The organism is Hyalangium ruber, from assembly GCF_034259325.1.
GTDB classification, from domain to species: Bacteria; Myxococcota; Myxococcia; order Myxococcales; family Myxococcaceae; genus Hyalangium_A; species Hyalangium_A rubrum.
The window spans coordinates 349760-366912 of the sequence record NZ_JAXIVS010000004.1 but is presented as its reverse complement, the minus strand read 5'-3'; the positions used below and the strand labels follow the sequence as shown (position 1 = coordinate 366912).

Annotated in this window: 14 protein-coding genes and 1 pseudogene; 9 read left to right on the top strand and 6 right to left on the bottom strand. The window is 68.4% G+C overall.

Annotated elements, in window-relative coordinates; genetic code table 11:
* Positions 1 to 60 precede the first annotated feature (60 nt).
* Positions 61 to 357, top strand: a complete 297-nt coding sequence (locus SYV04_RS13720; RefSeq protein WP_321546187.1) for a hypothetical protein — start codon at positions 61 to 63, stop codon at positions 355 to 357.
* 45 nt (positions 358 to 402) lie between these two features.
* Here the strand turns inward: SYV04_RS13720 and SYV04_RS13715 are convergent, their stop codons facing one another.
* Positions 403 to 1953, bottom strand: coding sequence for a 4-alpha-glucanotransferase (locus SYV04_RS13715; RefSeq protein WP_321546186.1), 1551 nt, complete (start codon positions 1951 to 1953; stop codon positions 403 to 405).
* Between the two features lie 135 nt (positions 1954 to 2088).
* Between SYV04_RS13715 and SYV04_RS13710 the strand changes: the two genes are divergently transcribed.
* From SYV04_RS13710 to sitI6, 6 genes are all read left to right on the top strand, one after another.
* Positions 2089 to 2664, top strand: coding sequence for a DNA-3-methyladenine glycosylase (locus tag SYV04_RS13710; protein WP_321546185.1), 576 nt, complete (start codon positions 2089 to 2091; stop codon positions 2662 to 2664).
* 42 nt (positions 2665 to 2706) lie between these two features.
* Positions 2707 to 3324, top strand: a complete 618-nt coding sequence (locus tag SYV04_RS13705) for an RNA polymerase sigma factor (protein ID WP_321546184.1) — start codon at positions 2707 to 2709, stop codon at positions 3322 to 3324.
* Between the two features lie 68 nt (positions 3325 to 3392).
* Positions 3393 to 3632, top strand: coding sequence for an anti-sigma factor family protein (locus SYV04_RS13700; RefSeq protein ID WP_321546183.1), 240 nt, complete (start codon positions 3393 to 3395; stop codon positions 3630 to 3632).
* Positions 3629 to 4693, top strand: a complete 1065-nt coding sequence (locus SYV04_RS13695) for a radical SAM protein (RefSeq protein ID WP_321546182.1) — start codon at positions 3629 to 3631, stop codon at positions 4691 to 4693. The genes SYV04_RS13700 and SYV04_RS13695 overlap by 4 nt, the downstream gene beginning before the upstream one ends.
* 172 nt (positions 4694 to 4865) lie before the next feature.
* Positions 4866 to 5588 carry a SitA6 family polymorphic toxin lipoprotein gene (sitA6, locus tag SYV04_RS13690; protein WP_479691440.1) on the top strand — a complete coding sequence of 241 codons (723 nt, stop codon included), beginning with the start codon at positions 4866 to 4868 and terminating at the stop codon, positions 5586 to 5588.
* A gap of 32 nt (positions 5589 to 5620) precedes the next feature.
* Positions 5621 to 6343, top strand: coding sequence for a SitI6 family double-CXXCG motif immunity protein (gene sitI6, locus SYV04_RS13685; protein WP_321546181.1), 723 nt, complete (start codon positions 5621 to 5623; stop codon positions 6341 to 6343).
* A gap of 45 nt (positions 6344 to 6388) precedes the next feature.
* Here the strand turns inward: sitI6 and SYV04_RS13680 are convergent, their stop codons facing one another.
* Entirely contained in the window at positions 6389 to 7240 is an 852-nt protein-coding gene (locus SYV04_RS13680; RefSeq protein WP_321546180.1) for a WD40 repeat domain-containing protein, read from the bottom strand.
* 746 nt (positions 7241 to 7986) lie between these two features.
* Positions 7987 to 8139, bottom strand: a pseudogene (locus tag SYV04_RS43725) (hypothetical protein); the annotation flags it as partial.
* Between the two features lie 621 nt (positions 8140 to 8760).
* Here SYV04_RS43725 and rocD point away from each other — a divergent pair.
* Entirely contained in the window at positions 8761 to 9981 is a 1221-nt protein-coding gene (gene rocD, locus SYV04_RS13675) for an ornithine--oxo-acid transaminase (protein ID WP_321546179.1), read from the top strand.
* 104 nt (positions 9982 to 10085) lie between these two features.
* On the opposite strand, the gene SYV04_RS13670 is transcribed toward rocD, so the two are convergent.
* Entirely contained in the window at positions 10086 to 14618 is a 4533-nt protein-coding gene (locus SYV04_RS13670) for a myxosortase-dependent M36 family metallopeptidase (RefSeq protein ID WP_321546178.1), read from the bottom strand.
* Between the two features lie 89 nt (positions 14619 to 14707).
* Positions 14708 to 15205 carry a styrene oxide isomerase gene (locus SYV04_RS13665; RefSeq protein ID WP_321546177.1) on the bottom strand — a complete coding sequence of 166 codons (498 nt, stop codon included), beginning with the start codon at positions 15203 to 15205 and terminating at the stop codon, positions 14708 to 14710.
* 148 nt (positions 15206 to 15353) lie between these two features.
* On the opposite strand from SYV04_RS13665, the gene SYV04_RS13660 reads away from it, so the two are divergent.
* On the top strand, positions 15354 to 15968 hold the full coding sequence (locus tag SYV04_RS13660) for a DedA family protein (protein WP_321546176.1): 615 nt from the start codon (positions 15354 to 15356) through the stop codon (positions 15966 to 15968).
* Between the two features lie 69 nt (positions 15969 to 16037).
* Here SYV04_RS13660 and SYV04_RS13655 read toward each other — a convergent pair whose 3' ends face one another.
* Complete coding sequence (locus tag SYV04_RS13655; protein WP_321546175.1) at positions 16038 to 17120, bottom strand: phosphotransferase; 1083 nt, start codon at positions 17118 to 17120, stop codon at positions 16038 to 16040.
* Between the last annotated feature and the right edge of the window lie 33 nt (positions 17121 to 17153).

Here is a 17153-nt window from a genome sequence, read left to right as displayed (position 1 = left end):
ATGCCATCAAGCGTGCAAGAGGGCTCCGGCTGGGCCAGAGTGGGACATATGACATGGCCAATGAGGGGGCTGCTCGGCGCGGCCCTGGCGGCGGTGCTCTCCTGCGGGCCGAGCGACGCCGAGGCGATGAAGCTCAAGGAAGGCCGCAACCTGGACGACGTCGTCGAGTGTCCGGCCCTGCTGTGCGCCGACGAGCTCGAGTTCTGCGGGGAGATGCTCTTCGACTACGGGCGCTCGCCCCCGCTGTGTCTCACCACCGACATTTGCGCCCGGGTGGACTGCCTGGAGCCCAACCGGCGCTGCGTCCTCTTCGATGGGCTGCCCGTTCAGGTCCGCTGCGTCAAGAACGACGACTGAGCGCCCTGGCGGGGCCCCGACCCGGGCCCCGCGAAGCGGAGGACTTCAGCGGCGGGCGGAGGCGGTGAGCCACGCCAGGCGCTCGGCCGCGCCGCGCGACTGCTCATCCTCCAGCAGGCGCTCCACGTCCTGGGTAATCCGGTAGGCCCAGTTGCTGTCGCTCATGGTGCCCGGCAGGTTGATGCGCTCGCGCGTGCCGAGGATGTCCTGCCACGGCAGCACGCACAGGTTGCTGTTGGAGTTGAGCGCGGCGGCCAGCATCACCCGGTGTACCTCGGGGGTGAACTCCTTGGTGGCGCTGATGCCCTGGAACTCCGGCCAGGCGCGCGCCACGGCGGCCCGCTCGTCATCGCGCGCGGCCTCCCACCAGTCGGCCATCGGCTCGGTGTCGTGGGTGCCCGTGGTGGCCAGCGACACGGCCGGGTACTGGTGCGGGTTGCGGTAGGTGGCGTCGTCGCGCTCCCAGCGCATCACCCGGTAGCCGGGCAGTCCCAGGTCCGCCAGAATCTTGCGCACGAACGGAGGAATGACGCCCAGGTCCTCGGCGATGATGCCCGCGTTCTCCGAGAGCAGGCGGAAGTGCCGCTCGCCCAGGCGCTTGTGGCTCTCCTCGTCCGGAGGGATGAAGCGCCCGGTGGGCGTCTTCTCGTCGCGGATCCACTGGCGGAAGTAACCCACCGCGTGGTCCACCCGGCGCAAGTCGTAGTAGCTGGCCGCCTTGACCGCGCGCGCCTTGAGCCAGCGGTAGTCCTCCTTCTCCATCGCCGCGAAGTCGAAGTAGGGCAGGCCCCAGTCCTGGCCGGTGGCGGAGAAGTCATCCGGCGGCACGCCCAGGCGCGCATCCCTGCGGAGGATGTCCGGGTGCGCCCAGGTGTCCGCGCTGTCCTGGCCGATGATGAAGGGCTCGTCGCCGCACAGGAGGATGCCGCGCGCCTTGGCCTGCTCGCGCACGCGGTTCCACTGCTGCTCGGCCAGCCACTGTAGCCACGCGTGGTAGCGCACGCGGCTCTCCATCCGGGTGCCCTCGGCGCGCAGGGCGTCGGGCTGGCGGGTGCGCAGCGGCTCGGGCCACTCCCACCACGCGCGGCGCTGCTGGTCCTCGGAGATGGCGGTGAACAGGGCGTAGCTCTCCAGCCACTCGCCCTGCGCCTCTCGCCACGCCTGGAACTCGCGGGCGCGCGGCGTGCGGGCCGCCCACTCCTTCTGCTCGAAGTGCGCGAAGGCCCGGGCGAACGCGGCGTCCTTGAGCGGGAACACCAGGTCATAGCGGACCCGGTGGGCCGCGCGCGCCTCGGCCAGCTGGCGCTTGTGCTCCTCCGACAGCGCCGCCTCGCCGCCGGTGGCCTGGAACTCCGGCACCTGGTGCAGGTCGATGAAGAGCGGGTTGAGGCCGAACGCCGAGCGCGTGGCGTAGGGGCTGGAGTCCCCCGGCGCGGTGGGCAGCAGCGGCAGCACCATGAGGATCTTCTGGCGGGCCTCGTTCATCCAACGGAAGAGGCCTTCCATGGCACCGAAGTTGCCAATGCCGAAGTCGGTGCGCGAGCGGAGGGAGAAGACAGGCAGAAGAAGGCCGGAGAGGCGGCCGGTAGGGAGCATGCGCGCAATCTGCCCCAGCCCGTCGTCGGTGTGAACTGTTGTGAGAGCCCCTTCGGCTGGATGCTTGCCTGCATGGGGAAGGAGGAGAGGGGGTCGTCCGTTGTACCCGGGGACAATTTTCCCCACCCCCTTTCCGTGCGCCTACCCGAATCCTTTTTCGCCCGCCCCACGCTGACCGTTGCCCGCGAGCTGCTCGGTACCCACCTCATCCTGGAGGAGGAGGGGGGGGCGCGCCGCGTGGGCCGGATTGTCGAGACCGAGGCCTATATTGGGGAGCACGACCTGGCGTGTCATGCCGCCAAGGGGCGCACCCCGCGCACCGAGGTGATGTTCGGGCCGGCGGGGCGCGCCTACGTCTACCTCATCTATGGAATGCACCACTGCTTCAACGTGGTGACGGAGGCGCCCGGAGTGGGCGCGGCGGTGCTGGTGCGCGCCGTGGAGCCCGTGGAGGGGCTCCCCCCCGAGCGCCGCACGGATGGGCCTGGCCGCCTGTGCAGCGCCTTTGGCATTACCCTGGCGCATAACCGCTTGGAACTTCAGTCCTCCGCGCTGTACCTCACGGCGGGCCAGCCGGTGGAGGAGGGGCGGGTGGCCCGGGGGCCGCGCATTGGCGTGGACTACGCCGGGGCGTGGGCGGCCGAGCCCTTTCGATTCTGGGTGAAAGATAGTCGCCATGTGAGCCGGGCCCCCGCCCGGAAGACGCGTTGACGGCCTTGACGCCCGTCGCCATGGCTGGAAGGTTGCAAACCAATGTCCAATGAGGTCGTACCCCAGCAAGAAGACCGGCAGCTGCTCTCCCGCGCGCAGTCTGGAGACATGGGCGCGTTCGAGGAGCTGGTGGACACCCACCGGGACAAGGTGTTCGGCCTGGCGCTGCGGATGACGCGCTCGGAGGCGGACGCGGCGGAGATTACCCAGGACACCTTCCTGTCGGCCTACCAGCACCTCAAGGACTTCCGGGGGGATGCGGCCTTCAGCTCGTGGGTCCACCGCATCGCGGCGAACCACGCCCTCATGCGGTTGCGGCACCGGCGGGTGGTGCAGGCGGCCGAGGAAGAGCTCAAGGGCCCGGAGTTCACCGAGCGAGGGAGCCTGGCCGAGTACCCCCAGCAGGACTGGAGCCGGGACGCCGAGGAGAAGGCCCTGGACGCGGAGCTGGGGCAGGCGATCCAGCAGGCCACGGACCGGCTGCCCGAGGGGTACCGGGAGGTGTTTCTCTTGAAAGACGTCGAGGGCCTCAGTTACGAACAGATCGCCGAGCTGACGGGGGACTCGGTGCCCGCGATCAAGAGCCGCCTGCACCGGGCGCGGCTTGCGCTTCGAGAGGCCATCGATCAGTTCTACAATCAGGACAGCCATGGGGCGTGAAACCCTTCAGCGCCCCGTGCATCTCCTGAACGAATACGGTTTCGAGGCAGGCCGCGGTCGAGGTTCGGATGTATAACTGCAAAGACTCCATTAACCTCCTGATGGACTACCTCGACGGCGAGATGTCGCCGGAGGATGCGCAGCACCTACGAGAGCACCTGCGAGGGTGTGCCCCGTGCGTGGACTTCCTGCGCACGTACAAGGCGACCCCAGGGGTGTGCAAGCGGGCGCTGGCCCAGGCCATGCCGAAGGAAGTGGCCGAGAAGCTGACCGAGTTCCTCCGGTCGAAGATCAAGTCCGCATCGTGAACCTGAAACAATTGTCGCTCCTGGAGTTGGAGCAAGTGCTCGCGCCGCTTTCGCCCACGCCGACGGCGGTGCGCAAGGTGTTCGCCGCGGTGTTCGCGCATGGCGCCCAGACGGTGGAGCAGGTGTGTCAGGCCCCGCAGGTGCCGAAGCGGGTGGCCGAGTACCTGCGCGCCCACGCGGAGCTGCCGCGGCTGGAGGTGGTGGAGCGGCGGCGGGCGGACGATGGCTTCGTGAAGTACCTCTTCGCCTCGCCCCTGGGAGGGCGGGTGGAGGCGGTGCGCATCCCCATCTTCGACGACAAGTACATCGTCTGCGTGTCGAGCCAGGTGGGCTGCGCGCTGGCGTGCGACTTCTGCATGACGGGCAAGCTGGGGTTCCAGCGCAACCTGAAGATGTGGGAGATCCTCGACCAGGTGCTCCAGGTGCGGGAGGAGGCGGACCGACCGGTGCGCGGGGTGGTGTTCATGGGGATGGGGGAGCCGCTGCTGAACTACGCGGAGACGATCCGCGCGGCGCAGGTGCTCTCGCACCCGGCGGGCCTGGCGATTTCGGGCACGTCCATCACGTTCTCCACGGCGGGGATGGTGCCGCAGATCCGGCGCTACACGCAGGAGGGGCACCCGTACCGGCTGGCGTTCTCGGTGACGAGCGCGATTCCGGAGAAGCGGTTGAAGGTGCTGCCAATTGAGAAGGGGCACCCGCTGCCGGAGCTGGTGGAGGCGATTCGCGAGTACACCCAGGTGCGCAACGAGCGGGCGATGATCGCCTACGTGGCCATTTCGGGGTTCAACCTGGGGCTCGAGGACGCGCTGGCGCTGAAGGACACGTTCGAGGGGATTCCCATCAAGGTGGATCTGATCGACGTGACGGACCCCACGGGGAAGTACCAGCCGCCGACGGCCGAGGAGCTGAAGGCGTTCCGGGACCACCTGCAGGTGCTGAAGTCGCCGATCGCGCGGCGTTACTCGGGCGGCAAGGACATCGGCGCGGCGTGTGGCACGCTGGAGGCGAGCCAGTACGGCGGCACGGTGCTCGCGCCGCCGGCGCCGCGCGCGGAGTAGACCCTGGTCCTCTATTGGAGCCACATGGTGGCGCCCGGAGCTACCCATGATTCCGAAGGTGTGCTCGCCTTAAGTTCTTACTTGCGCTGGGGTGGCTTGGGCCAAGGTCGTCAGAGACGATGGGAGGATGAGGGACTGTTCAGATCATCCAGGATGTATAAAGCAGCCCACGATGACAACGTCCGGCTGGACTACTCTCCTCCGATGGGTGTCCCTGGTTGCGCTGCTGCTGTCGGCGTGTAGCACTTCGTCCCCAACCCAGCGAGCTTGGGTGAGCACAGAGCAGGACGATGCCAGCGTCTGCGAGTCCTCAGGTACTGACTCCTGCATCGTGCTCGCATGCGACGGCGAGCAGGGGGAGTGCGGCGTCTTCGCTTGCGAGGACGTGGATCTGGAAGCTTCGGCGCGAGCTTCCCTCGCTCACGGTGCTGAACTGGCACGAGGTTCCTACCGTCTTCCAACCCATGGTCCATCCCGGAACTGGAGGCACCTGGGACTGAGAGCGGGGGCTCGGCCACGAACGACGTTCCACTTCCACTATCGCCACGGCGCCCTGCCAGCCTTCCCTCGCGACGAGGGCAAGCTGGTCAAGCACCACCTGTTTCCCCAAGCACCAGAGTTCAGGGAGTGGTTCAGACAGGCACGCATCGACATCCACCAGTATGCCCTCCTCATTCCGGAACCCATCCACCGCCAACTCCACAGCGGAACGGGTCGCGGTGGTCTGTGGAACACGGCTTGGAGGGAGTTCCGGCGTGAGAACCCCAATCTCCGAGACCCCGAAGCCTTCCTTCGTCATGCGTTCAAGCTGGCCATCCGCTACAAGCTGGCTGGACCCATCCTGCCGTACAATCATCGAGTGCTCCCCATCGGTCCCCAGTTCCACTCGAACTGACTCCCGGCCTTCTCAGTGCAAGGCAGATGCACATGCGGTTCCACGAACTCGTAGAGGACAAAGCACCCCGCTATACGGGAGACCTCACCCACGCCGCACATCCGTGGGGACTGCCAGGCGTGGAGTGCCGGGCCTGTGGCGCGGCCGGAGGCTGGACTGGGTTCCAATACCCATGCGTGGATCTGTCAGGGCTCTCGGCAGGGGAACTCAAGGGGCTGTCCGACTCCTGGCCAGTGTCCTTCGAGGAGTTCGAACGGCTGCGCGAGCGGGTCAGACCCTTGGCGCCCGCAGGCGCCAGATTGGAGCCAGGGACCCGGTTCGGACCGCTCTCTGGGACAGGGGCAGGCTCGTTTGGCCAGCTCTTCATGCAGAACTCTTGGTCGATCTTCGCGCGGCGCGCGGCCTTGGAGCAGCTTAAGAGAGCTGGACTGCGCGGCCTGGAGGGCTGTCCGCTTCAGGTGCGCTTTCGTGCGAAGAGCCCGCCCGAGTTGCTGGAGTTGCAGTTGGTGGCGCACGGTCGATTGCACCCCGACTGTCTGCCACCAGATCTCAAACCGCCCTGCTCCACGTGTGGGTACCAGGAACTCAAGCTGCCGCGCCCCTACTGGCTGGACGCTGCTTCGCTTCCAGCATATCTGGACGTGTTCCGACTTACCGACTTCCCCACGCTCATCTTCGCCACCGAGCGCATGGTGGAGGCAGTGAAGCGCCTGGAACTGGACGGAGTGCTCTTCCGCGAGGTCGAGGCTCGATAGCCCGCTGGAATGGGTAGGCCGGGGACGGGCGTCTCGATGCGACGCTCAGGGACCGCTGCCAGGAGGCAGCTCCCACACCGCGAGGCCGCCTTTCTCGCAGGCCAGCGCGAACGCGTCTCCCTTCGGGGAGAGGTCCGACGGGCCGGCGACGCATTGGAGATCCTCCAAAGCCAGGAGCACCTTGCCGCTCTTCGCGTCTCGCAGCTCGGACGCTCCCGAAGAGGACACGAGCATGACACGCGAACGGTCCAGGGTCTGCCGGGCTTCCCGCGTGAAGAAGGACAGCTCGGGCAGCGGGGTTGCCTTGCCACTCTTCAGATCGAGCCGGCGGAGCGACCTCTGCTGCGGGCTCGCATCTCTCCCCATGGGGACGAGCCAGGCGGCATTCGCCTCCGTCCAGAGCACGGGGACCTCAGTCACGTGTTTGCGCAGCGTGCGCAGCAGCTTTCCGGTGCGCGGGTCCCACAGCCGCAGGTTCTGCTCGTCCCAGGTCACCAGCGAGTGTCCGTCCGCGGAGAGCTCCACACCCTGGGTGTAGTCGCGAATCTGGCGGATCAACTTCAAGCCACGCGGGTTCCACAGCCTCACGTCGCTGGATCCCCAGCTCACCATGAAGGTGCCATCCGGGGAGAGCGCCACCGAGCACTGAGCAGCGGGCCTGAGGGCACCGCGCGAGTCTTCGGTCGCCGGATACACCGTGGGCTCCAGCTCGAGGTGGTGCCGCACCTGTCCCTTCTCATCGCGGATCTCGAGGGACTCACAGAAGGCAAACGCACGCACCTTGCCATCCGCGGATGCCGCCACTCCGCCCTCGCCCGGGTTGCCCATCTCCCGTGGCTGGCCTGCCTCCAACACCCACTCCCGGCCCATCCAGTAGAAGGTCCGAGCGTCGGGCATGAAGGTGACTCCGGCGCGCAGGGCCCCGCGATGGAGCTCCAGCTCGACGGAGGAAACCTGTTTGCCGGTCCTCCAATCCCAGACCTCCAGGATTCGAACGATGCCCGGTCGTCGCTCCTCCCGCTCCTGGAGCAGCCACGCGCCACGCCATGGAAATGCTCGGGCTTGAAGGACACTTTCGTCCATTGCGAGGGCGCCCCGCGCTTCCACGACTGCCCCACCTGGCGCTGAGCGTAGTAGCCCGCCACCGAGTCCTCGCGGGTGAAGAAGAACTGGGCGGGAGCTTCTGGAACGACCGTCGAGGCGGGCTCCAGTTCCTCCAGCAACGTGGCGCTTGCCCAGTCATACAGCGCCAGACGGCCGTTGCGGGAGCGCACGGCGAGCCGGGTTCCCGAGTCGGAGATGGCCAGGTTGGAGACTGCCGCGCCCGGGTCCTTTCCAGGCTCTGGAGTGAGGAAGCGCACCGCGGGCAGGGGCAGCTTGCCGAGCTCCAGCAGCTGGACGCGGCCCTGGGCGATGAAGGCCGCGCGCTGACAGTCGAGCGAGGACGACCAGCCGCCGCTCCCCGCCTCCGTTCGATACTCCCCCTTCTTCTCGCCTTCGAGCAGGGAGTAGAGGGCCAGGTCCAAGCGCTCGCCCATCGCCACCAGGCGCTTGCCGTCGGGAGAGATACAGAGCCGGCGGACATATTGCGGACTGGCGTCGATCGATACCGAGGGCGTGGTGGCGCTTTTGTCCCAGACGCGGATCCACCGTCCCTCCGTGGAGACCCACCGCCCATCCGCCGCCACGGCGACTGCCAGGATGGACGAGTTGTGAGCCGGGAGCGGCGCGAGCCACCGGGTGGGAGGCAGCGGAGCAGCAGCCAGCAGCGTGAGGACGAGCCCCAGGGAGTTCATTCCGCCACTCTACGTGCAGAGCCGCGGGCTCTCCGGATGAGGACAGCGGCCACCGTGCCCGTCAGCAACGGAGGGATCCAACTGGGAATCCCAGCCCAGAAGGTCCAGTCGTTGCTGAGCTCGTCATCGTACAGAGGCGTGGTCACCCACCAGAAGCCGAGACGGTTCCAGAGAGAGGGCGGCTGGCGCATGTGGAACTTGCGGGACCTGAAGAACTTCGCTTCCAGGACGAAGGGCTTCGCCGGGGTGCTGGATAGCACACTGCGGATGGCACCTCCGCCGACCCGGATCGAGCCATCCCCTGGCCACCACAAGCGCAGATACGTGTGGTGGACGAGCGTTTGTCGTTCGGTTCGCGCCAGGACGACGCCCAGCCAGCTGGAGGATTTGTAACTGGAGAGCCACAGGACCACGAGGGTACAGGCCAGGCTCGTGAGCGCCACGCGGAGGATTCGATGCGCCCCATGAGGGTTTGTTCCGAGCATCCAGCGGCCATTGTAGCGCGTCGCTAGCGGATCGACTTGTAGTCACGCCGACGCACATCATCGAATGCACGCGTCGCCCCGCTGATGTTCTGCTAGGTGCTAGCTCCTGAAGCTTCCCCCACCCCGAGGAATCTCGATGAATTCCGAGAACGCCACGCCCCCCCTCTCCACACGCGATTACATCGACCTGGAAGAACGGTACGGAGCGCGCAACTACCATCCGCTGGACATCGTCATCGAACGGGCAGAGGGCTGCTGGGTCCATGACGTGGAAGGCCGCAAGTACCTCGACTGCCTGAGCGCGTACTCCGCGGTGAATCAGGGCCACTGCCACCCGCGCATCCTGGAGACGCTGCGCGAGCAGGCCTCGAAGGTGACGCTGACGTCACGGGCTTTTCGCAACGACCAGCTTCCCCACCTCTACAAGGCGCTGCGAGAGCTGTCCGGCCTGAGTCGCTCGCTGCCGATGAACTCGGGCGCGGAGGCGTGCGAGACGGCCATCAAGCTGGCGCGCAAGTGGGGCCACACCGTCAAGGGAATCCCCGAGGACCGGGCGGAGATCATCGTCTTCGCGAACAACTTCCACGGGCGCACCATCAGCCTCATCAGCTTCTCCACCGAGCCGCGCTACCGGCACGGCTTCGGCCCCTTCACCCCCGGCTTCGTCGTGGTGCCCTACGACGACGTGGAGGCGGTGCGGCGCGCCATCACCCCCAACACCTGCGCCATCCTGATGGAGCCCATTCAGGCGGAGGCCGGTGTGCTGATTCCGCGGGACGGCTACCTGACGCAGGTGGCCGAGCTCTGCCGGCAGCACCGGGTGCTGTTCATGGTGGATGAAATCCAGACGGGCCTGGGGCGCACCGGGAAGATGTTCGCCTTCCAGCACGAGAACGTGCGGCCGGACGTCATCGTGGTGGGCAAGGCGCTGTCGGGCGGCTTCTATCCTGTGTCCGCCGTCATGGCGGACGACGAGGTCATGGGCGTGCTCCATCCCGGTGAGCATGGCAGCACCTACGGAGGCAATCCGCTGGCCTGCGCCGTGGCGCGCACCGCCCTGGACGTGCTGCGCGACGAGCGCCTGGTGGAGCGCTCCGCGGCGTTGGGGCAGACGTTCCTGGCCGCGCTGAAGACGCTGAAGAACCGCCACATCGTGGAGGTGCGCGGCCGGGGGCTGATGGTGGGCGTGGCGCTGGACATCTCCGCACGGCCCGCCTGCGAGGCGCTGATGGCGGAAGGAATCCTCTGCAAAGAGACGCATGACTCCGTCATCCGTCTCACGCCGCCGCTCGTCGTCACCCAGGCCGAGCTGGACTGGGCCTTCGAACGCGTCAAGAAGGTCCTGGAAGCGCTGTAGCGGCCCCGCTTCATCCCCGGCTGCCGCAGGGGGCCAGCAGGAGAGACCGGGCAGCGTCTGCCACCCGGTCTCCACCGCTCGGCGCTAGAGCGCCGCCTTCGTGACTACGCGCGCCGACGCCGCGTGGCGAAGGCCACCGCCGCGAGCAGCATGACCAGCGTGGCGGGCACCGAGCCATCCTGGCCCGCGCCGCAGCCACAGCCCGAGTCGGGCTCCGGCACGTTCGCCACGTTCACGGAGACCGTGTCCTCGCTGCTCTCGCCATGGGTGTCCGTGACGCGCAGCTGGAAGGTGAGCACCGTGTCCGCGTCCACTCCAGGAGCGGTGAACGTGGCGCGCGCGCCTTGCGCGGTGAGCGTCACGGTGGGGCCCTCCACCTGGGTCCACGCGTAGGTGAGCGGGGTGCCCTCCGGGTCCGTGGAGCCCGCGTCGCTCAGGGTCACCACGTTGCCCTCCTTGACGCTCTGGTCCTCGCCCGCGCGTGCCACCGGCTTCGCGTCGAACACATCCCGGACCTGCACCGTCACCACCACCGGCTCGCTGCTCAGCTCTCCATCGCTGACGACGAGCTGGAAGCGCAGCTCCTTGTTCTCGGGCACCTGAGGCGCGGTGAAGCTCACCTGCGACGAAGCCGCATCGCTCAGGGTGACGGTCGGGCCGCTCACCTGGGTCCACGCGTAGACGAGCGCGACGTCCTCATCCGGATCCGTGCCTCCGCCGGTGAGCGTGACACTCGCGCCCTCGTCCACCGCGTCCGGCCCCTGCGCCTGGGCAGAGGGAGGCCGGTTGCCGTTGGAGATGTTCCGCACCCTCACGGTGACCTGTGCGGGAGGGCTCGTGTTCACCCCATCACTGGCCCGCAGCTCGAAGCGCAGGTCCGTGTCCTCCGTCACCTCCGGCGCGCGGAAGGTGGAGCTCGCCTCGCTCGCGCCGCTGAGCGTCACCGCCGGGCCCACCGTTTGGGTCCACACGTAGGTCAACGGGGCCCCCTCGGGGTCCGTCGCACTGCCGGAGAGCGTCACCCGGCGGCGCTCGTTGATCGTCTGGTCCGCACCCGCGCTCACCACCGGCACCCGGTTGATGCACTGGCCGCGGTGGGCAAGCACGGTGGCGAACGGCGTGTTCACGATGCCCTCGAACTGGAGGTCATCCACCTCCCACCCCGGCGCGCCGACGCCGAGGTCCGTGCCGATGCGGAAGCGGATGAGCACCGTCTTGCCCGCGTAGAGCGTGCCGAGCTCGACCGAAGCCGAGCTGAAGGCGGGATAACCCGCGCTCTGGCCTCCGTACGCCTGCTTGCCCTCGATGGGGTTGTTGCCTCCTGTCGAGATCAGCGCGTTGTAGGAGGGGCGCACGGCGCCGTTGAGCTCCACCCAGGTCGACCCGTTGTCCTCGCTCAGCTCGATGACGCCGCCGTCGTAGTAGACGCCATCGTCGCCCAGCTCGAAGTCGTAGCGGTGCTGGAAGGTGAAGCGGAAGTCTCCCGTGCTCGCCACCTGCAGCGGCGGGGAGACGAGGAGGATCTCCGCGGCGCGACCATTGTCGGGGCCGTAGAAGAACCAGCCCGTGTTGTCCGCGTTGGCCTGGCGCTTCCAGGGCAGGATGCCCGGGGCCGTCGAACCCACCAGGAGCCACGGGTGGCCAGCGGCCTCCACCGTCTCGAGGGTGCTCGAAGCCGGGATTTCATCCGTGTTCACCCGCACCACCACCGTGTGCGTCTGGTCGCCGGGCACCACCTGCTCCTCGTCCCGGTAGGCGACGGTGAGGGAGATGTTGCGCTGGGTGGCGGCGCCCGACAGCTTCACCGGCAGCTCCACGCTGACGAGCTGGAGCGGCTCCGAGGCCGGGAGGGCCACCGTGGCTCCCGAGGGGAAGGACACGTCCGGGTCGTTGCTGGAGAGCGTCATGCTCGTGCGGCTCAGGGCGCCGATGCCACTGTTGCGCAGCGTCACCCGCACGCGCGCCGTCTCGCCCGTGTCGAGCACCCCGTCATCGTCGCAGGACGCCGTCGAGCCCGACTGTTCGAGCAGCTCCACGCTGGCCAGGGTCACGTCCTTGCCAACCTGGAAGCTCTCCACCACGCCGACGTGGTCGGTGGAGTCGCGGTGGGGCGCCACGGCCCGTGGCCCAGCGCCGCGCTTGGCGAAGGCTCGGGCGAAGAGGACGTAGTCGGCCGGATCATTGGCATAGGCGGCGGCCAGCAGCGCGTCGCGCGCCTCGAGGAAGGTGGGAGCGTTGGGGGTGAGCTTGAGCGAGCTGACGAGGTACTCCTTCATCTGGGCCTGGGCCTGGGCGAAGGTGTAGCGCGGGGTGTCGCGCAGCAGGGAGGCGTAGCACTCCCACAGCATCACCGCCCACAGCTCACCCGAGGCGTGGACCTCCGCGTTGCTCGCGCCATCCGCGCCGAACGAAACCGGGATGTCCGCGGGCAGCGGCACGCCCAGCTCCATGTAGCGGAGGGTCATCGGGTTCTTCGTCATGTCGGTGGTGTACGGGTAGCGCCGGTTGCCCCAGTAGTAGCCCTGGTTGGTTCCGCCGCTGCTGGCGTACGCGGCGCGGGCATAGACACCGCCGAAGTCGACGTTCCACGGCCGCGTGTTGTCCCCTTCGCGCACCAGCATCAGCAGGCCCGCGAAGTCGCTCCAGCCCTCGCCCATGCTGCGGCCCTGGTTGTTGGTCAGGCCGTTGGCGTTACCGATGAGGCGGTTGCTCATGTAGTGCGTCCACTCATGGGCGACGATGGTGTTGTCCAGCGCGCCATCGCGGTCTGCGGCCTCGCGGATGACGGTCACGCTCGCGGGAGGCTGGCTCCGCAGCGCGTTGCCCAGCGAGGTGCCCACCGAGAGGACGGGGATGGTGATGTCCGAGGCGCGGCCCGCGAGGTGGAACGAGGCCCCGTTCGTCGCCGAGTTGGCGATGATGACACCGGCGGCTCCAGCGGCCTGGACGTTGGCGGCCTTGAGGGTGAAGGCACAGCCGGCGCGGTCCACCAGGACGAGCTTGTCGAGCACTTCGGCGCCGTTGGTGAGCGGCTCGCAGGCATCCGCCACGGTGCCGCTGCTAGGGCCGGCGACCCCATCCTGAGCGACGACGACGGCGGCGGTGACGCTGAACTGCGTGGGCCCGAAGGCAGCGGTGCCGGTCGTCCAGCGACCCACGGAGGGGTGGCCCTCGGGGATGTCGATGACGCGCAGCCCGCGCGTGTCATACATGAACATCTGCATTCGGGGCCGGCCGCCGTCGGCCGGGGTGGACATGTTCGCGTTGTTGCGCCCCGAGAAGTCCTGCGCCTCGGTGAGCAGGCTGTCTCCGCCGAGCCCGCCGCGCCCGAAGTTGTCCATCTGGCTGTTGCCCGAGGCCTCGTCGAAGCCGAAGTCGTAGTACCAGTCGTGCAGGAAGTTGGTCACGAAGAAGAGCTGCGTCACCGAGCTCATCTGCTGCGCGTCTGAGAGCGTCGGCGACTGGGTCACGTCGTAGGCGTGGCCGAAGGTGTTCGGCGCGCTGACGCTGGCGCGGATGTCGCCCGCGCTGAAGCCATTGGGGGTGGCGTAGTCGGTATAGGCCTCCACGTTGTTGCCCGTCGTCTGCGTGGCGCCGGCGGGCAGCCACGGATCATTTCGGCTGTAGGGCACGTTCTGCAGGGTGATGAGGTTGGGGGAGACGAAGGGCGCCTGGTAGTTGTCCGGAAAGCCCGTGGGGTGCGGCGTGGGCTCGGTGCCCTGGGGCCCGTCATAGGGAACGTGCGGGCTCTGCGCGTCGGCCCACACCCGGTAGGTGAAGCTCTGGTGCGCCGTCAGGTCATGGCGGTACAGCAGCCGGCCGTCCTCGGCGGAGATGACGTAGGCGTAGTGGTCTCCGTCCGTCTCGGTGACGGGCGTGGTGTCGAGCTCCACGTAGTACGCGGGCACCAGCGCGCCGGGCAGGGGGAAGAAGGTCTGCCGCACGCGCGCGGGCGAGGCGAACACCACCTGTCGCGGGCCCGGGCTGAGCGCGTAGTGGCTGTAGGGGCCGTTGGCGCGCCCGGTGAGCCGCAGGCTCGAGGCGGGGAGCGCCTCGCCGTGCAGGTCGCTCCAGGCCAGGGCAATGGCCTCGGGCGGGGTGAGCGTGAAGCGCAGGGTGCCCGCGCGGCGCGGCGCGGAGGCTGCGGGGCTCAAGTACCCGGACATGGCGACGAGCTGGTTGTCCGAGTCCAGCAGCACCTTGAGGGACTGGCGGAACACCTCGATGCCCTCCACCTCCTGGGCGAAGGAGACGATGCTGGCGCCCTCGCGCATGCGGTGTACGCCCCGCACGGGGATGTGCGCGGCGTCGGTGCGCGAGAGCCGGTAGAGCCCCACGTGCGTGTTGAGGTACGCGCGCGCGGCCTCCTCGGGCGTCACGGGACGCCGCAGCTGGGGCCCGTGTACCGGAGGGCTCACGCCCCAGGCGAAGGTGGGGACTCCGAGCCGTGGCTCCTCGGAGACGACGTGGAGGCCCTTGGCACGCTCCGGCATGCTCGAGGCTTGGAGGGGAAGCGGGGTGCTCGTGAAGGCATCCACCGTGGGCAATTGCCGGGCGGCGAAGGCAGGAGCTGCCATCGTTGCCAAGGCGAGACCAACCAGCGCAACCGTGCGGTGCGTCACCTGGGAAAACTCCATTGTAGGAAGATGAACAGAGATTCTATGCGCAGGCCCCGCTGGGGGTCACCTCGGGGGCCTGACGGAGGGCTTGTCGCCGACCAGGGGACTCAGCCCGCGCGACGGAAGCCGTATACCCACGCTCCCGCGGCGGCGAGCGAGGGCAGCACCACGGTGGCGGTGAGGGTGATGAAGATGGCGTCATTGGCTGGCTGGCCGATGAGGTCCACGCCCGAGACGCGCAGCCACGCCTTTACACAGGTGACGCCCCAGTTGGCGAAGTTGGCGAGGATGACGGCCCAGGCCAGGCGCCGCTGGCCCACGGGGCCGTAGCGCAGCATGGGCAGCGTCCACGCCACGCCCAGCAGGAAGAAGGTGCCCATCAGCGCGTTGAGGTGCGCGGCCAGAGCCATGTGGGGATCGGCTGGCACCTTGCCCGTCATGGCCGAGGAGACATAGCCACCGGTGAGCAGGCCGATGAGCATGAGCCAGGCGGCCGCGTGTGCCATCAGGCGGGCGGCGGGAAGGGGGGCCGAGGCGGCCGCCAGTGTCGGCGCGGAGGGGGCTTCGGGGCTGGGAGGTGGGGCGAGGTGGGGGGCGGGAGTCATGGCGGGTGTCCACCATCTTACGGCGTTCCCGTTCAGGAGCCGAACCGGGTTGCCCGGCCAGCCTGGCTGTCCCACCTGGGAACGGTGCGCAGGGCCTCCGGTGCTTATAAAGGAGGGCCACGGGCGTGAAGCGGAGGAGGAAGCGCGGATGGTGGAGTCCATCGACAACTTCATCATGGCGCTGGGGATGGCGGGGCTGCTGGTCCTCGGGGTGGCGGCGATGCTGGAGTACGTGGTGCCGCCCTTCCCGGGAGACACCATCACCCTGCTGGGCGGGGTGTACGCGGTGCGGGGGGATCAGCCCTGGCCGCTCATCCTGCTGGTGGTGACGGTGGGCAGCGTGGCGGGCGCGGCCATCAACTACGGGTTCGGCCGGTGGCTGGCGCGGAAGTTCGAGGCCAACCCGAAGGCGAAGGTGCTCGGCATCACCCACGCGAAGCTGGAGGTGGTGCAGGCGCGGATGCGCCGCAGCGGGCCGTGGCTGTTGCTGGTCAACCGGTTCCTGCCCGGCATTCGCGGCGTCATCTTCATCGCCGCGGGCGCCGCGCATGTTCCCCGCCGCAACGCGCTGCTGCTGGGCACGGTGTCGTGCCTGGCGCACAGCGGGCTGGTGCTGTCCATCGGCGCGGCTGTGGGTGGGAACCTCGAGCAGCTGGAGTCGATGATGGCCCGGTACCAGCAGGCCGTGGTGGGGCTGGTCCTCATCGGGGTGTTGGCGGTGGTGATTCGCACGCTGGCGCGGCGGCGCACCGCGACGGACTGAGTGCCGCCGGGTCCGTAGTACTGCCGCGGCGTCTTCGCGCTCTTCACCTGCTGGAAAAGCAATGGGAAGTCAGGGTTCCCCGGAGGTGGGCTGGCGCGGACTATTGAAGCTGGGAATGTAGCAGAGCCCGTTCCAGTCGAACCCGTCGTTGCCACAAGGTGGCTTCTGCCTTCCCACTTCGACCCAGCACGCCCCATTGATCGCTACTTCCAAGCGCCCACAGGGCGGCTTTCGCTGTCCCTTGAAGGGCTCCCGAGGCATCTCCCGTCCGAAGTGCGGTGTTCCGAACCGCGCGCTGGGCAGCTCATGCACAGCGGCGAGGGCTTCCTCGACTCCGGCATCCGCCAGGCTCGTCCTACGCTCGTCCGAAACGCTCGCCTCCGGCTTCTCTTCTTCAGCCCGCACAGACGGGTGCGTGGCCTCTGGCGCTTTCGGCCCGTGGACTCCGGTCCAGACGGCAATTACTACACAGGCACCGAGCGCTGAGCTGCCAGCCCACGTCAGCCACGAGGGCACCGTGAGGCGTGGTCGAGGACCAGGGCGGGCCGTCTTCTGGGTCTCCATCACAGAAGGGCTTGCCGCGATGGGCGCATGCCCAGCGCTGGCCGCTGCTTGCTCCAGTGCCTGGGCCAGCTCCGCCGCGCTGCCTCGCTCCTGGCTGTTCTTGGAGAGGAGCGGGAGGATGAGCCGCTCCAGCTCCGGCGCCACCGTGACCAACGCTCCCGGGGGAAGCAAGCGCGGAGGCTCAGCGGAGGAGGTATCGGCAAGCGCCCGCGCCACATGGCACAAGACCTGAGCCGCGGAGGCCTGCGTGAGGCCTCGCGCGTTCCGCCAGGCGTACAGCGACAGGCCCTCCACCCACTGCATGACGAGGTAGGGGTAGCGCTGCCCAGCAGGAGAGGTCCACTCCCCCTTGTCCAAGAGTCTGGGGAGGTGCGGCGAGCGGGCCTCATCCAGCAACTTCGCCTCCCGCTCGAAGCGTGGATCGCCAGGGTGGCGGGCAATCTTCACTGCGGCCACGGTGCCTGGCTCGGAGGTGAGCTGCGCGCGGAAGACCGTCCCGAAGGTGCCACCGCCGGCGCGCTCGAGCAGGCGCCAGCGGCCGACGACTTCATCAACGGGAGCGTACCGAGGGCCGGCGGATGTCGTCATGGAGGCCTCCAACCAGGTAAGCAATGAGGCACC

Coding starts and splice junctions, on each gene's coding strand:
- SYV04_RS13720 (WP_321546187.1), top strand. CDS start 61: ATGAGGGGGCTGCTCGGCGCGGCCCTGGCGGCGGTGCTCTCCTGCGGG.
- SYV04_RS13715 (WP_321546186.1), bottom strand. CDS start 1,953: ATGCTCCCTACCGGCCGCCTCTCCGGCCTTCTTCTGCCTGTCTTCTCC.
- SYV04_RS13705 (WP_321546184.1), top strand. CDS start 2,707: ATGTCCAATGAGGTCGTACCCCAGCAAGAAGACCGGCAGCTGCTCTCC.
- SYV04_RS13700 (WP_321546183.1), top strand. CDS start 3,393: ATGTATAACTGCAAAGACTCCATTAACCTCCTGATGGACTACCTCGAC.
- sitA6 (WP_479691440.1), top strand. CDS start 4,866: ATGACAACGTCCGGCTGGACTACTCTCCTCCGATGGGTGTCCCTGGTT.
- sitI6 (WP_321546181.1), top strand. CDS start 5,621: ATGCGGTTCCACGAACTCGTAGAGGACAAAGCACCCCGCTATACGGGA.
- SYV04_RS13680 (WP_321546180.1), bottom strand. CDS start 7,240: ATGCCCGACGCTCGGACCTTCTACTGGATGGGCCGGGAGTGGGTGTTG.
- rocD (WP_321546179.1), top strand. CDS start 8,761: ATGAATTCCGAGAACGCCACGCCCCCCCTCTCCACACGCGATTACATC.
- SYV04_RS13670 (WP_321546178.1), bottom strand. CDS start 14,618: ATGGAGTTTTCCCAGGTGACGCACCGCACGGTTGCGCTGGTTGGTCTC.
- SYV04_RS13665 (WP_321546177.1), bottom strand. CDS start 15,205: ATGACTCCCGCCCCCCACCTCGCCCCACCTCCCAGCCCCGAAGCCCCC.
- SYV04_RS13660 (WP_321546176.1), top strand. CDS start 15,354: ATGGTGGAGTCCATCGACAACTTCATCATGGCGCTGGGGATGGCGGGG.
- SYV04_RS13655 (WP_321546175.1), bottom strand. CDS start 17,120: ATGACGACATCCGCCGGCCCTCGGTACGCTCCCGTTGATGAAGTCGTC.